General features: G+C 71.1%; 15 protein-coding genes and 1 pseudogene. 2 read left to right on the forward strand and 14 right to left on the reverse strand.

Annotated features, from left to right (window positions below; translation table 11 throughout):
* Positions 1-202: 202 nt before the first annotated feature.
* From ACMV5O_RS17040 to ACMV5O_RS17105, 14 genes and pseudogenes are all read right to left on the reverse strand, one after another.
* Positions 203-460, reverse strand: a pseudogene (locus ACMV5O_RS17040) (Uma2 family endonuclease); the annotation flags it as partial.
* Positions 461-738: 278 nt separating this feature from the next.
* Positions 739-1,917, reverse strand: a complete 1,179-nt coding sequence (locus tag ACMV5O_RS17045; RefSeq protein ID WP_416164593.1) for a multidrug effflux MFS transporter — start codon at positions 1,915-1,917, stop codon at positions 739-741.
* Positions 1,918-2,009: 92 nt separating this feature from the next.
* The gene (locus ACMV5O_RS17050; RefSeq protein WP_416164594.1) at positions 2,010-3,794 is read right to left on the reverse strand and encodes a complex I subunit 5 family protein; all 1,785 of its coding nucleotides are present in this window, start codon (positions 3,792-3,794) and stop codon (positions 2,010-2,012) included.
* Between the two features lie 31 nt (positions 3,795-3,825).
* Positions 3,826-5,322 (reverse strand): complex I subunit 5 family protein, encoded by a 1,497-nt coding sequence (locus tag ACMV5O_RS17055; RefSeq protein WP_416164595.1) that lies wholly within the window; start codon positions 5,320-5,322, stop codon positions 3,826-3,828.
* Positions 5,319-6,875: a complex I subunit 5 family protein gene (locus tag ACMV5O_RS17060; protein ID WP_416164596.1), complete on the reverse strand. Its 1,557-nt coding sequence runs from the start codon at positions 6,873-6,875 to the stop codon at positions 5,319-5,321. The genes ACMV5O_RS17055 and ACMV5O_RS17060 overlap by 4 nt, the downstream gene beginning before the upstream one ends.
* Entirely contained in the window at positions 6,872-7,183 is a 312-nt protein-coding gene (locus tag ACMV5O_RS17065) for an NADH-quinone oxidoreductase subunit K (RefSeq protein ID WP_416164597.1), read from the reverse strand. The genes ACMV5O_RS17060 and ACMV5O_RS17065 overlap by 4 nt, the downstream gene beginning before the upstream one ends.
* A complete protein-coding gene (gene mbhE, locus ACMV5O_RS17070) occupies positions 7,180-7,896 on the reverse strand; it encodes a hydrogen gas-evolving membrane-bound hydrogenase subunit E (RefSeq protein ID WP_416164598.1) in 717 nt (238 codons plus the stop codon). Before mbhE ends, ACMV5O_RS17065 begins: the two co-directional genes overlap by 4 nt.
* Positions 7,893-8,216 (reverse strand): Na(+)/H(+) antiporter subunit B, encoded by a 324-nt coding sequence (locus ACMV5O_RS17075; RefSeq protein ID WP_416164599.1) that lies wholly within the window; start codon positions 8,214-8,216, stop codon positions 7,893-7,895. The genes mbhE and ACMV5O_RS17075 overlap by 4 nt, the downstream gene beginning before the upstream one ends.
* The gene (mnhG, locus tag ACMV5O_RS17080; RefSeq protein ID WP_416164600.1) at positions 8,213-8,545 is read right to left on the reverse strand and encodes a monovalent cation/H(+) antiporter subunit G; all 333 of its coding nucleotides are present in this window, start codon (positions 8,543-8,545) and stop codon (positions 8,213-8,215) included. The genes ACMV5O_RS17075 and mnhG overlap by 4 nt, the downstream gene beginning before the upstream one ends.
* Entirely contained in the window at positions 8,542-8,940 is a 399-nt protein-coding gene (locus tag ACMV5O_RS17085; protein WP_416164601.1) for a monovalent cation/H+ antiporter complex subunit F, read from the reverse strand. The genes mnhG and ACMV5O_RS17085 overlap by 4 nt, the downstream gene beginning before the upstream one ends.
* Positions 8,937-9,440, reverse strand: coding sequence for a Na+/H+ antiporter subunit E (locus tag ACMV5O_RS17090; protein ID WP_416164602.1), 504 nt, complete (start codon positions 9,438-9,440; stop codon positions 8,937-8,939). Before ACMV5O_RS17090 ends, ACMV5O_RS17085 begins: the two co-directional genes overlap by 4 nt.
* Positions 9,441-9,463: 23 nt before the next feature.
* Positions 9,464-9,757, reverse strand: a complete 294-nt coding sequence (locus tag ACMV5O_RS17095; protein WP_416164603.1) for a hypothetical protein — start codon at positions 9,755-9,757, stop codon at positions 9,464-9,466.
* Positions 9,758-9,784: 27 nt separating this feature from the next.
* Complete coding sequence (locus ACMV5O_RS17100; RefSeq protein WP_416164604.1) at positions 9,785-10,423, reverse strand: hypothetical protein; 639 nt, start codon at positions 10,421-10,423, stop codon at positions 9,785-9,787.
* A complete protein-coding gene (locus ACMV5O_RS17105; RefSeq protein ID WP_416164605.1) occupies positions 10,420-10,959 on the reverse strand; it encodes a superoxide dismutase family protein in 540 nt (179 codons plus the stop codon). Before ACMV5O_RS17105 ends, ACMV5O_RS17100 begins: the two co-directional genes overlap by 4 nt.
* Before the next feature lie 137 nt (positions 10,960-11,096).
* Here ACMV5O_RS17105 and ACMV5O_RS17110 point away from each other — a divergent pair, with 137 nt between their 5' ends.
* Together ACMV5O_RS17110 and ugpQ are read left to right on the forward strand one after the other, a co-directional pair.
* Positions 11,097-12,734: an NYN domain-containing protein gene (locus tag ACMV5O_RS17110; protein ID WP_416164606.1), complete on the forward strand. Its 1,638-nt coding sequence runs from the start codon at positions 11,097-11,099 to the stop codon at positions 12,732-12,734.
* Entirely contained in the window at positions 12,731-13,486 is a 756-nt protein-coding gene (gene ugpQ / locus ACMV5O_RS17115; RefSeq protein WP_416164607.1) for a glycerophosphodiester phosphodiesterase, read from the forward strand. Before ACMV5O_RS17110 ends, ugpQ begins: the two co-directional genes overlap by 4 nt.
* Positions 13,487-13,503 lie beyond the last annotated feature (17 nt).

Below are 13,503 nucleotides of genomic sequence, written 5' to 3' on the forward strand. Positions count from 1 at the left end.
TCCTCCGCTCCGCATGCATGAAGCATGATAGCGGAAGTCGTCAATTAAGTATCCTCAAGAGCACAGCACTACACTAGGCTGACGCGGATCTTCAAGCTCACTGAGTTTCTCCATCAGACTGACTCCCGCTCCACGCATTTCTTCCGCCCAAAAAGCGAGAGTAGACGCGTTTTCGAGAAGGTCCACAAGATGGCTGCATAAGCTATTGAACGTGAACGACTTTTCTGGAGATTTTCAGGAGGAGCATGTCATTCGAGTGCGATGACCCTGGGACGTCGGGGTAGAGATAAGCCTCGTCCTCTGCGGCCTGGACCTTCATGTCGGCCATGTAGGCGCGACAGGGCGTGCCTTCGAGAGCGTCGTCGAGGGCAGCGAAAACGTTGCCCGAGATCGTCACATGCCGCCGGCTGGCGCCGCCCATGGCGAAGGTTTCGCCGCGCACGTATTCGTGCTTGTCGGGCTGCTCTGCTTCCCACTACAGGTAGTCTGCGGCGGTGGAGGGGGCGGCGGGCTGGGGCAGGGCCATGGTGTCCTCGTCCGGGCAGATGAATTCTGCGTCGAATTATAGTCCCGAGGATGAGCCCGCTCGCCCCCATGCGCGGGACCCGATGGACGGGGCGCCATGCAGCAAGGTTCGGGCTCGCGCCGCAAGCCGAGGCGGTTCGCGATCAGGTGCGAGCCGCTACGGCTGCGTCGCCCTCGGCGTGGGCCGGGCGCGAAGCGGTGGTGGCCCTTGAGTCACAGCCGCACGCGCTGCACCGGCACCCAGGCAATGAAGGCGACGAGGGCGCTGCACAGGGCGATGCCGACGATCATCGGCATGGCGCTGCCGTCCATCAGGGCGCCTACCCCGTAGGCGGCGCCGAAGGCGACCAGCATCATCAGGAAGCCGGTGAGGGCCGAGGCGGCGCCGGCGGTTTTGGGAAAGGGGGCGATGGCGCCGCTCTGGCCGCAGGGCTGGTGCACGCCATGGCCGATCATGAACACGAAGGCCGGCACCATGATGGCCCAGACGCTGTTCACGCCGGCGAGCGCGAGCGCGAGCATCAAACCGCCACCGATGAAGGACAGCACGCCGCCGATCATCACCGTGCGTTGCACACCGAGGCGCAGGATCAGGCGGCGGCAGACGATGGTGCCGGTGATGTAGAAGGCCGAGAGTAGAAGCAGCAGCACACCGTAGAAGCTCGGCGAGCTGCCGTGAAGATTGATGAAGACGAAGGACGAGGCCGACAGGAAGCAGAACAGCCCGCCGAAAGAGGCGGTGCACAGGGCGGCATAGGTCCAGAAGCTGCCATTGCCCAAGATGCTGCCTGCGGTGCGCAACAGCACCGCCGGCTGCAGCGCCTCGGGGTGGCGTTGGTGCAGGGATTCCTCGAAATACCGTGCCACCACGAACAGCGTGATCGCACCCATCACCGTCAGTGCGAGCAGGGTCGAGCGCCAGCCGAACCATTCGGCGAGCAGGCCGCCGAGCAGCGGGCTGAGGCAGGCGGCCACGCCCAGGCCCGACAGCCCCTTGCTCATCGCCCGCGCGCCTTCCTGCGGCGTGTACAGGTCACGCACGATGGCGCGCGCGCACACCGTGCCCGCGCCCATGAAGGCGCCTTGCAGCACGCGCCAGAACACCATCAGCTCGATCGAGGTGGCGAGCGCGCTGCCGATGGCGGCGAGCGTGTAGCCGGCAAGGCCGATCAGTAGCACCCGGCGCCGTCCGACGCGATCGGACAGCGGCCCCCAGAACAGTTGCGACGCGCCGAAGGCGAGCAGCAGCGCGGTCAGTGTCAGCTGGGCCTGGGCCGGCACGGCGCCGAAGGCGGCGGTAAGTGCCGGCAGGGCAGGGAGGTAGAGATCGGTAGTGATCGGCTGCAGGCCGAGCAGCAGCGACAGGATCAGAATGACGAGCAGGGCGGACATGGAGGCCGATCACTATAACGTGGTTCAAAAATCTCGAGATTATAGCAGGTTTGATCGCCTCGACATGCCGGCGGCCGCGGGCTGTCGTCGAACTACGGTGCCGCGCCGAGCCCGAGCAGCACCAGTGTCAGCGTCACGGCGGCCAGCAGCGCGAACAGCGCCGCGGCATGTCGGCGCAGGGCCAGTTCGAGCGGGTTGGCCGGTGGTGGCGCAATGGCGTCCGTGTGAACCTGGGCCGATTGCGCGGCCGATGGCCGGTAGCGTGCGCCCCATCCGGCCAGGCCGGCGCCGATCCGACCGCCCCGTTCGGTGCCTGCCCGCAGCAGTTCGAGCAGTGGTCCGAGCACATCACCCGCCGGCACCGGCCACGCCTGCACACGGCGGGCGGCCCACAGCGCAAGCACGCCGCCGACCAGCACCGGCCACAGCAGATCCGGCAGGTAGGCCGGGTCAGGCGGAAAGCCTGCCGGTACCGGCACCCAGGGCAGCAGGATCAGGCCGGCGACGCTGGCACCCAGCACCAGCCCCCAGCCCAGCCACTGGGCGGCGACGGGCGCGGCATGCGGATGGTCGTCGGCGCCTTCTTGCACGCTGTGCGCCAGCAGCCACAGGTAGCGCGCGATCAGCGCGGTGGTGCCGACTGCGGCCAGGCTCAGTACCAGCGGCAGGTGCTGCCACCACGCTGGCGTGACGATGCCCGCCGCGAGCGCGCTCTTGAGGCTGATCTTGGCTGCGGCGCCGCTCACCATCGGCCCGGCCAGGGCGAGGCCGGGCAGCGCGAGCGCCAGCCACAGCGCGCGTCGGCGCCCGCCCTGCAGGCCCGCCAGCGCCGGCGCGATGCCCACGCCGAGGAACAGCGCGCCCTTGGCCAGGCCGTGGTGCAGCGCGTACAGCGCAATCGCCGGCGCCAGCGCCGGCCACAGCGCCGGCTGATGCAGGCCGGCGCCGACGCCGACGGTGATCAGCCCCATCTGGCTGATGCTCGAATAGGCGAGCACGGTCTTGGGTTTGCGCTGATGGATGCCGATGGCGGCGGCACCGAAGGCGGCGGCAAAGCCCACCGTAATCAGCGCGCCGCCCCACTGCGGCAAGGCCAGCAGGCCGAGCGGCAGCGTGTTGAGCCAGCCCAGCAGGCCGGCCTTGATCATCGCCCCCGACAGCACCGCGCTCGCCGGCACCGGCGCCACCGGGTGCGCCAGCGGCAGCCACATGTGAAGCAGCGGCAGGCCGGCCTTGATGCCGAAGCCGGCGATGAGACAGGCGATGGTGAGGTCGCGGCGCGGCGAGGCGGCGATGGCCGCGGGCAGGTCGGCGAGCAGCGGCGCCTGCGGCGCAGGGCTGGCGCCGGCGGCGAGCAGCAGGCCGGCGATGATGAGCCCCTCGCCGATCACCGCCATCGTCAGATACACCCGCCCGGCGTGGAGCGCCGCGCGGCTGCGGTCGTGGATCACCAGGCCGTAGGCGGCAAAGCTCATCAGCGCGAAGCTGGCGTAGAAGCTCGCCAGGTCGCGGGCGAGGATGAGGCCGAAGTTGCCCGCCATGGTCGCCAGCCACAACAGGCGGAAGGCGCTCGCCCGTTCGTCGCCGGCCAGGGTGCCGCGGCTGTAGAAGCCCGCGCCCAGCCACAGCAGCGCGGTGAAGGCGAGAAACACCCGGCTCAGGTCGTCCAGCGCCAGCACGGTGCCGAACAGCACGGCGTCCAGGCGCACGCTCACCCCCTGCGCGCCGCTCAGCGCCAGCAGCAGGGCCGGCAGCGCCGCCCACGGCGTCCAGCATTCGATGCGGCAACGCCAGCCCGGCACGCACCAGGCGAGCATCATCGCCAGCGGCAGCGCCGGCACCAGCACCAGGCCGAAGGCGTCGATCGCGCGGTCCATCAGCGGGCCTCCCGGATGATCGCGGCGGGCTTCACGGCAGGTACTCCCGCCCGACCACCACCTCCGCCCAGTACAGCGGCGAGTAGGGCAGGCTGGCGAAGAGGCCGGCGATGAGGCTGAAGGCGGCCGTCGCCAGGGCTGGGGCGAGCAGCAGCGGATGGGTGTCGTGACAGTGCTGGAAGCGCTCGTCGGGCCACGGCCCGCGCTGCGCCCGGAACCAGATGCGGTGCAGGATGGGCAGGAAGTAGGCCGCATTGAGCAGGCTGCTCGCCACGAGCACCGCGATGACCCAGCCCATGCCGGCCTCCAGCGCGCCCAGGCCCAGATACCACTTGGTGACGAAGCCCGCCAGCGGCGGCACGCCGATCATGCCGAAGGCGCCGATGGTGAAGGCGATGCTGGTGGCGGGCATGCAGCGCCCGGCACCGTCGAGCTCGTCCACGCGGTGCACGCCCAGGGTCTCGGCGTAGTTGCCGGCGCAGAAGAACAAGGTGATCTTCATCAGCCCCTGGTGCAGCAGATGCACCAGGCCGCCGGCGGTGCCGAGCGGGCCGAACAGCGAGATGCCGAGCACGATGTAGGACACCTGGCTCACCGTCGAGAACGCCAGCCGGCGCTTGAGGTCGGTCTGCGCCAGGGCGCGCAGCGAGGCATACAGGATGGTGAAGCAGGCCAGCGCCGCGAGCGGCTCGAGCAGACCGAGCTGCCAGGCGAGCTCGATGCCGAACACGTCGTACACCACGCGCACGATGCCGAAGGCGCCGGCCTTGACCACCGCCACCGCATGCAGCAGCGCGCTCACCGGCGCCGGCGCCACCATCGCGGTGGGCAGCCAGCCGTGCAGCGGAAACAGCGCCGCCTTCACCCCCAGGCCGGCGACCAGCAGCACGAAGATCAGGATGAGTTGCGGATGCGAGGCCGTCTCGAGTGCGGCCAGGGTCGCGCCGGCGCCGAACGCCACATCCCCGGCCAGGGCATGCAGCCAGGCGATGCCGAGCAGCAGCACGGCACCGCCGCCGAGGGTGTAGACCAGATAGATCCGCCCGGCGGCGAGCGCCTTCTCGGTGCCGCGATGCACGACCAGCGGATAGGTCGACAGTGTCAGCAGCTCGTAGAACAGGAAGAAGGTGAACAGGTTGCCGGCGAGCGCGATGCCCACCGTGCTCGCCACGCACAGGCTGAAGAAGCCGAAGAAGCGGCTGCGGTTGGGCGCGTTCTCGAGGTAGCCGATCGCGTAGATCGTGGTGAACAGCCACAGCACCGAGGACAGGCCGGTGAACATGATGCCCAGCGCATCGGCACGGAGCACGAAGGCGACGCCGTCCACCAGGCTGTAGCGCAGCTCGAAGCGCTCGCCCTCCAGCACCCCGAGCGCCATCCACACCACCAGCCCGAGCTTGAGCAGCGCGGCGGCGAGGTTGAAGCCGCTGCGCAGGCGGTGGCGGTGCTCGGCGAGCAGGAAGATGCCGAGCGCGGCCAGCAGCGAGGTGCCGATCACCGCCAGCGGCAGCACGGCGTTGGCGTTCATGGCGCACCGCCGGCGAGGATGGGGATGCCTCCGGCGAGGATTGGTACGCCTGCGGCGAGGGGGCCGCCGATGCGCAGCCAGGCCAGCGGCGCCTGCGCGGCGAGGCCGAGCAGGATGCTCGCGCTGCCCAGCAATAGCGCCGACAGCTCCAGCCCGAGCGGCGGCGAGGCGAAGCGGTCGCGCGCCGGGCCTTCGACGAAGGCGTGGGCAAACACACGGAACACGTAGGCTGCGCTCAACAGGCCACCGCCCACGAGTACCCCGATCCACACCCATTGCCCGCTCGCCAGCGCGCTTTGCAGCAGCAGCCACTTCGCGCTGAAGCCCGCGCTCGGCGGCAGCCCCATCAGGCTCACGCCGGCCAGGCCGAAGCTCATCAGCGACAGCGGCCGGAAGCGGCTGATGCCGGTGAGGTCGGCGATGTGCGGGCTGCCCACCGCCAGCACCAGGTTGCCGGCGGCGAGGAACATGCCGGCCTTGGCCAGCGCATGCGCCACCAGCATCAGCAGCGTGCCGTCCCACGCCAGGCGGGCGGCCTCCGCGCTGGCCACGCCGAATAGCGGGAAGAACAGGAACAGGTAGCCGATCTGCGCCACGGTGGAATAGGCGACCAGATGCTTGAGCCGCGCCTGGCGCAAGGCCATCCAGCCGCCCCAGAACACCGCGGCAGCGCCCAGCACGCCGAGCAGCCAGCCGAGTGCGAGCGGGGTCAGGTCCGGGCCGAGGGTCAGCCACAGGCGGATCAGGATGTAGAGCGAAGCCTTGATGACCAGCGCCGACAGCAGCGCGCTGACCGGCGGCAGGGCCCCGCCGTGGGCCGGCGGCAGCCAGCCATGCAGCGGAAACAGCGCGGTCTTGAGCAGCAGGCCGACCGTCATCAGGGTGAGCGCGACCACGCTGGTGGGGTGCGTGTGGAGGTGTCGCGCGGCGCCTGCGCCAGCCATCTCCCCCGGGCCGCCAGGGCTGGTTGCGGCGATGAAGCGGGCCAGATCGGCGAGCGACAGGCTGCCCCAGGCGGCATACAGCAGGGCGACCCCGATCAGGTAGGCGAGCGAACCGAGCAGGGCCGCCAGCAGGTAGCGCATCGCCGCGGCGAGCGCCGCGGCCGAACCCTTGAGGGCGACCAGGCCGACGGCGGCGAGGCCGAGCAGCTCCAGCCCCACATAGAGGTTGAACAGGTCGGCCGACAACCAGATGCCGTTGAGCGCCGCCCACAGGAACCAGAACAGCGGCCAGAAGCCGTCTTCCGGGGCCGTGCCGCGCAGGCCGAGGGCGGCGTGCAGTGCACAGGGCAGGGCGATCGCGGCGCTCAGCAGCACCATGCCCGCGGCCAGCCCATCGGCCCTCAGCGAAATGCCGAGGGGTGCCGCCCAGCCGCCGAGCGCGTGCGTCTGCAGCCCGGCGCCGACCACCTCGACCTGTAGGCTGATGGCCGCAGCGGCCACCAGCAGTGCAAGCGCCACCCCCACGGGTCCACGCCAGCGCAGTGGCAGCAGCATGGTCGCCAGCGCCGCGCATAGCGGCCCCATCACCAGCGCGGGCAGCAGGTTCATACGTCCTCCGGCAGCGTGCTCTCGCCGCTGACGCGGTGCCAGCGGCGAAAGATCACCAGCGCCAGTGCGGTGGAGGCGACCGCGACCACGATGCCGGTGAGCACCAGCGCCTGCGGCACCGGGTCCGGCCCGCGGCCGTCCTGCGCGAGCCCGACCAGCAGCAGGAAGCTGCCGCTGCCCATGATGTTGAAGGCCAGCAGACGGCGCAGCAGGTGGCGATGGACGACGAAGGCGAACAGGCCCAGCCCGCACAGCAGCACGCCGAGCCAGGCGTAGAAGGCAGCGCCGCTGGCCAGCGCGGCACTCATTGGCGCGGCCTCCGTCGACGTTCGGCCAGGCGCTCGACGTCGGACTGTGGCGGTGCGAGGCGGAACAGGGACAGCAGGGCGAGCGCGATCGACAGCGTGAGCGCGAGCTCGATGACGAGGATCAGGCCGCCGGCGAGGGCAGGCGGATAGTCGAGAAAGGCACGACCGCCAAGCTGTGTGCCGAGCCCGACCGCGACGAACGCCGCCGGCCCGAGCACGAGCAGCAGGCGCAGCCGGGTGGCGCCTCCGGTGCCTGCGAAGCCGCCCAGGCGCACCCCCGCCAGGCGCAGCAGCACGCCCGCCGCCGCGAGCACGGCGCCGGCCTGGAAGGCGCCGCCCGGGCGCGTGGCGCCGGCCCACAGCAGGTAGGCCGATACCAGCAGCATCAGCGGCAGCAGCCAGCTCATCACCGCGCGCAGCAAGGGGTTGTCCAGGCCCATGCGGTCGGGGCCATCGGGCTGGGCTTCGCGCAACGCGAGCGCGACCACCACGGCGACCAGCAACACCGCCACCTCGAGCAAGGTGTCGACGCTGCGGAAATCGAGCAGCACCGCGGTGATGGGGTGGGCGGCGCCGGCGTCGGCGATGTGCTGGCTGACGCGCTGCGGCAGGTTCTCGGCCGGGGCGGGACGCTCCAGCACGGCGAACGCCAGCGCGGCGGTGACGATCAGGCTGGCGATCGCCGCGAGCAGGGTCGGGAGGCGCGGCTTCATGGGTTGCCCCCCTCGCCGTGCTGGCCCTGGCGGCCCCGCTGGCTCTGTGCGGGTGGCGTCGTGTCCTGCGCGCGCGGGCGCTCGAAGCGGCGGCGCAGGTAGCCCAGCGTGTCGAGCAGCAGCACGCCGGTCAGCCCGGCACCGATCGCCGCCTCGGCGAGCGCGATGTCGGGCGCCTGCAGCCGCACCCAGGCCAGCGCCATCAACAGGCCGAACACGATGAACATGACGATGGCGCGAAACAGCTCGCGCGAGGCGAGCGCGCCGACGGCGGTGGCGAGCAGCGCCAGGCCGAGCACGACATCGAATCCGCCCGTCACCGCCCGTCCTCCGCAGGGCGGGCGCTGGGCGCGCGCTGCCAGGGGGCGATGCCGCGCCGGCGCGCCGCGCGCGCCACCAGGTAACCCGAGCAGGCGCTGGCGAGCAGGGCCAGGATCCACACCAGCAGCAGCTTCAGCGCAGCAGCGACCGACTCCGCGCCGGGTAGCAGGCCGAGCACGACCAGGCCGAGGCCGAGGTTGTCGGCCTTGGTGAGGGCGTGGATGCGGGTGTACACGTCCGGAAAGCGCAGCACGCCGATCGAGCCGACCACGAAGAAGGCCACCCCGGCACTGATCAGCAGGCCCTGCAGCACCGCGATGAGCATCATCCGCGCCTCCCGCTGGCCTCGCCTGAACGGCCCGTTTGCCGTGTCGGCCTCGCGCTGCTTCCGTCCGTCCGGCTTGCCGGGTGCGCGTCGGGCGCGCCAGCGCCGTCGTCCTGAGGCCGTTCGTCCGGATCCCACACCCGGGCGACGAAGGCGAGCACCGCCAGCACCGCGAGCAGGGCGAGCACCAGCGCCACGTCGCGCAGCGCCGGCAGCCCGAGCGGGTCGGCCAGCAGAAGCAGCATCGCTACCCCGGTGGTGCCCAGCAGTTGCGCGGCGAGCATGCGATCGGCAAAACCCGGACCCTGCCAGATGCGCAGCAGGCCGAGCACCAGCGACAGCAGCAGTACCAAAGCGAAGGCTTCGAGCAGGGTGTCCATGGTGAGCATGGCCTTCATTGCCGCACCGCTGCGGTTGGGTCCGCTGCGAGCTCGATCCCGAACAGGCGGGCGATCTGGGCCTCGGCATGGCGCACGTCGGCCTCGACATTCAGCCCGGCGTCGAGGCAGTGAATCTCCAGGCCGGGCCCCCGACGCTGCACGCTCAGCGTGCCCGGCAGCAGGCTGATCACCAGCATCAGCCACCAGCCTGGCGCGCCCTCGGGGAGCCTCGGCGCCATGCTGAGCAAGCCCGGGTCGAGCGGCAGGGCCGGATGCAGGGTGCGCCGCGCCACGTCCCAGCCGGCGCGCAGGGATTGCAGCAGGAAGAAGGCGACGAAGGCGGGGAGGCGGCGCGCGCGCAGCCGATGGGCCGCCGGTGGCGTCAGGCGCAGACTCAGCGCAGCCGCCAGTGCGGCGGCGGCCACGCCGAACAGCCATCCCTCGCCGCCGCTCAGCATCCACCACAGCAGGAGCAGGGCGAGGGCACGAAAGCTGAAGGCCTGCAGCGAGTCGGGCATCGGCAATGAAGGGGGCGTGTCGTTCAGGACTCCCGGGAGAGTAGCCGAAGGAAGCGCTGCCACGCAGTCAGGGCTTGCCCGCCGGATACGATCGCGCTGCCATCCGGAGGGCGGTGGATGTCGGCGGACGGCTCGGCGGCGGACGGCTCGGCGGCAGACCGCTGCGCAGCGGACGACGGTGCGCCAGGCGACGCCTGCGCGGCCATGTACGCCTCGAGCTCGGCGCGGCTCATCATGTCCATGTCCCAGTGCTTCGTATGGGCGAGCTTCACCTCGTCCTGGAAAATCTGCATCTTCGGCTTGCGCGCTGCGTCCATGGACCGGCTCTCCGCGTGTCGATGTGGTCAGGAGCGGGGCGGGGGGCCTTGTCCGGCGCCCTTGCCACGACCGCCGAACTGAAGCAGCAGGTCGCAGCTGCGGCCGCCGGCGAACCAGCGGGCGACCACTCGTGCGCCGCCTTCGAAGCGGAAGCGGAATTCGTCCGACACCGGCTTGCGTTCCATCGCTTGCGCTGTGGCCGCGCCCAGGCGGTGAGACAGTGCCTGGGCGAAACGTTCGCCATGGGCCTGGCAGGCCTCGGCGCTGTCCAGACGCCGTGCGCCCTCGACCGGCAGCGCGAGGACCTCGTCGATCCGCCCATCGGCGCCGGCCATTGCCATCACCGTCAGCAGGTGGTTCTCCACCTGCAGTACCACGCTGACCTGGTCGCGATCGTCACAGCCGGGGCCGATCTGCGCGGCAGCGGGGTCGAGCGGCAGGGTACGGCGGGCAGCTTCGGTCAGGCGGGCGCCCAGGACGAGCGGCCCGACCCCGTTGGCGTGCAGGGGCACGCCGGCTGCGGCCTGGGCGACGATCCCGGGATCGGCCGGAACAGCCTCGCCAGCCTGTGCGATCGGTGCCCCGCCCAGCCAGGCGCCGAGCAGCAGCGCGTGGCGGGCGAGTGCGGTGCAGCCGAGGGGGCTGCGGGCGCGGGCTTGCTTCACTGGGCCTTGATCACGCCGCAGAAGAAGCGCGGGCCGGCGCCGCCGATCGGCTGCGTCAGGTGGTCGTCGCGGTTCTCGTGGATCACCAGCGCGGCACCGTCCTCGTCGAGGATGGTCGGGCGCTGGCCGGCACCGCCGAGGCTGGCCAGCGTGGTGAAGAACTCGGCCTCGACCGAGCCGTCGGCATGCACGAACAGGTTGGGCAGGTCGCCCGCATCCGGGCCCTCGGGGTTCATCAGGCCGTGGGGCTTGGCGGCGGGGTTGAGGTGGCCCTTGGAGGCGACGAAGCCCTTGTCGGGGTCCTCGCAAGTCCCGACGCTGTGGATGTGGATGGCCTTTGGACCGGGCGGCAGGCCCTTGGCGGCGACGTGGATGAGCACGCCATGCGGGCCTTCGGTGAGGGTAGCGGTGCCGACGGCCTTGCCGTCGCGGTCGATGATCTCGGCGCTGGCGCGCTCCGTTGCTGCAGCCGGCGTGGCGAAGGCGGCAAGCGCGACGGTGAAAAGGCTCAGGGCGAGGGCAGGGCGGTGGCGCATGGGTTTGTCTCCTCTAGATGTGTGTCTGTGCAAGGCCTGGCTGCGATCAAGCCAATTGCATGATAGGCGATGGCGCCGGCTGGCGCCGCGTCGGCCCAGGCCTTACCATCGACGCCTCGACTGCAACGGAGACGTTCATGGCCTCATCCCCCGACAGCATCAGCATGGCGCTGTTCTGCGACTTCGAGAACGTGGCGCTGGGCGTGCGGGATGCCAATTACGAGAAGTTCGACATCAAGCGCGTGCTCGAACGCCTGTTGCTCAAGGGCAGCATCGTGGTCAAGAAGGCCTATTGCGACTGGGACCGCTACAAGAGCTTCAAGGCGGCGATGCACGAGGCCAATTTCGAGCTCATCGAGATCCCCCATGTGCGCCAGTCGGGCAAGAACTCCGCCGACATCCGCCTCGTCGTCGATGCGCTCGACCTGTGCTACACCAAGTCCCATGTCGACACCTTCGTCATCATCAGTGGTGATTCGGATTTCTCGCCGCTGGTGTCCAAGCTGCGCGAGAACGCCAAGCAGGTGATCGGCGTCGGCGTCAAGCAATCGACCTCCGACCTGCTGATCGCCAATTGCGACGAGTTCATCTTCTACGACGACCTGGTGCGCGACAGCCAGCGCGCGGCGGCCAAGCGCGATGCGCGCGACAGCGCGCCGGCACCCAGGCGCTCGCCGGAGGAGGAAAAGCGGCGCAAGGAAGAGAGCGAGGCGCGGCGCCGCCAGGCGATCGACATCGCGGTGGAGACCTTCGAGGCGCTGCTGGCCGAGCGCGGCGAGAGCGGCAAGATCTGGGCCTCGATGCTCAAGGAGGCGATCAAGCGGCGCAAACCGGACTTCAACGAGAGCTACTTCGGCTTCCGCGCCTTCGGCAACCTGCTCGAAGAGGCGCAGACGCGCGGCCTGCTCGAGCTCGGGCGGGACGAGAAGTCGGGCACCTATGTGAGCCGACCGAGTGCGACGGTCGAGCGTGCAGCCGCCGAGCATGAGGCGGCGCTGGCGCATGCGGAGCCGCCGGCGGTGTCGGACGAGGTGGTCGTCGAGCCCGTGACGGCGGAGGTGGCCGCGCCAGAGGAGCGCGGTGGTCGCGGGGACAGGGGCGCGGCGCGCGCGTCGCGTCGGCGCGGCAGTGGCCGGGGGGCTGCGGAGTCCACGTCCAGGGAGCAGGAGGCGACGCAAGCAGCGGCCGACGAATTGGGTACGGGGGGTGCGGGCGCAACGGAGGCCGCGTCTGTCGCAGCCGCGGCGGCCCCGGCAGCTCCAGCCTCCGCAGTGCCCACATCCGGACGTCCGGCCTCCAAACCTCCGGCCGCCGCGGCGGAGACGCTGCCGGCAGCGGCTGCAGCCATGGCCGCGAGTCCCGCCGAGGCGGGCAAGGCAGGGCATGCGGCGGATCGCGTCGAGCCCGCAAGCCCTGAAGCCGCCGTCGCGTCCGCCCCGGCCAGGAAGCCGGCGCGGCGCACGCGGGCGCCAGCCGAGAGTGCGCCGGCGGCCAGCGAAGCGCGCGCGAAGGGCGGCGCACGACGCAAAGCCGGTGGCAAGGCAGAGAAGGACGCCGCAGCGGCGGCGGGAGCCTCCACGGTGCCGGTGCGGGCCGGCGAAGTTGCGCCCTTGGCGAGCGCGCCGTCCCCGGCTGCACCGCTGCCCGCCTCGAGCGCGGGTGGCACGGCCGCGGGCAGCACCGCAGAGGGTGCAGAGGCCGACGCCCCGCCCGTAAAGAAGCCGGCCAGCCGCAGCCGCCGTTCGCACAAGCCGAAGGCCGAAGCGGGCGGATGAGCAGGGACGGGCCGGCCTGGCCCTATCCGCGCTGGATCGCCCATCGCGGTGCCGGTCGCCTGGCGCCCGAGAACACGCTGGCGGCCTTTGCGCTCGGTCATGCGTACGGCTATCGCATGTTCGAATGCGACGTCCGTCTGAGCGCGGACGGGCAGGCCTTCCTGCTCCACGATGATCGCCTCGAGCGCACCACCAGTGGCTGCGGCGAGTCCCTCGATTTCGACTGGAACACGCTATCCGTGCTTGACGCCGGCGCCTGGCATTCGGCTCGCCACGCGGGCGAGCGCCTGCCTTCGCTTGCGGCGGTGGTGGACTTCTGTCGTCGCCAGGGGTGCGCATTGAACGTCGAGCTCAAGCCTGCGCCCGGTGACGAGCGGCGCACCGGACGGGTGGTGGCGCAGCAGCTGGCGCGAAGCTGGACGTGGGCGCCGCCGCCGCTGCTGTCGTCCTTTGCGGTGGCGGCGCTCGAAGCCGCCGCCGGGGCAGCGCCCGATCTGCCGCGCGCCCTGCTGCTCGCGCGTTTCGAGGGCAACTGGCGGGCGACCGCGCAGCGCCTCGGCTGCGTGGCGGTGGTGGGCGAGCGTTCGGCGTGGACGGCCGCGCATGCCGAGCGCGCGCGACACGCCGGGCTGCGCCTGCTGGCCTACACGGTCAATACCGACGAGGATGCGCAGCGCCTGCTCGCCCTGGGGCTCGACGGGCTGATCACCGATCGCGTCGATCATTTCACGCCGGACGCGCTGCCCGCCTAGTTCGCCCTTGGCGCCGG

It is taken from the genome of Thauera sp. WH-1, from assembly GCF_047806685.1.
Taxonomy (GTDB): Bacteria; Pseudomonadota; Gammaproteobacteria; order Burkholderiales; family Rhodocyclaceae; genus Thauera.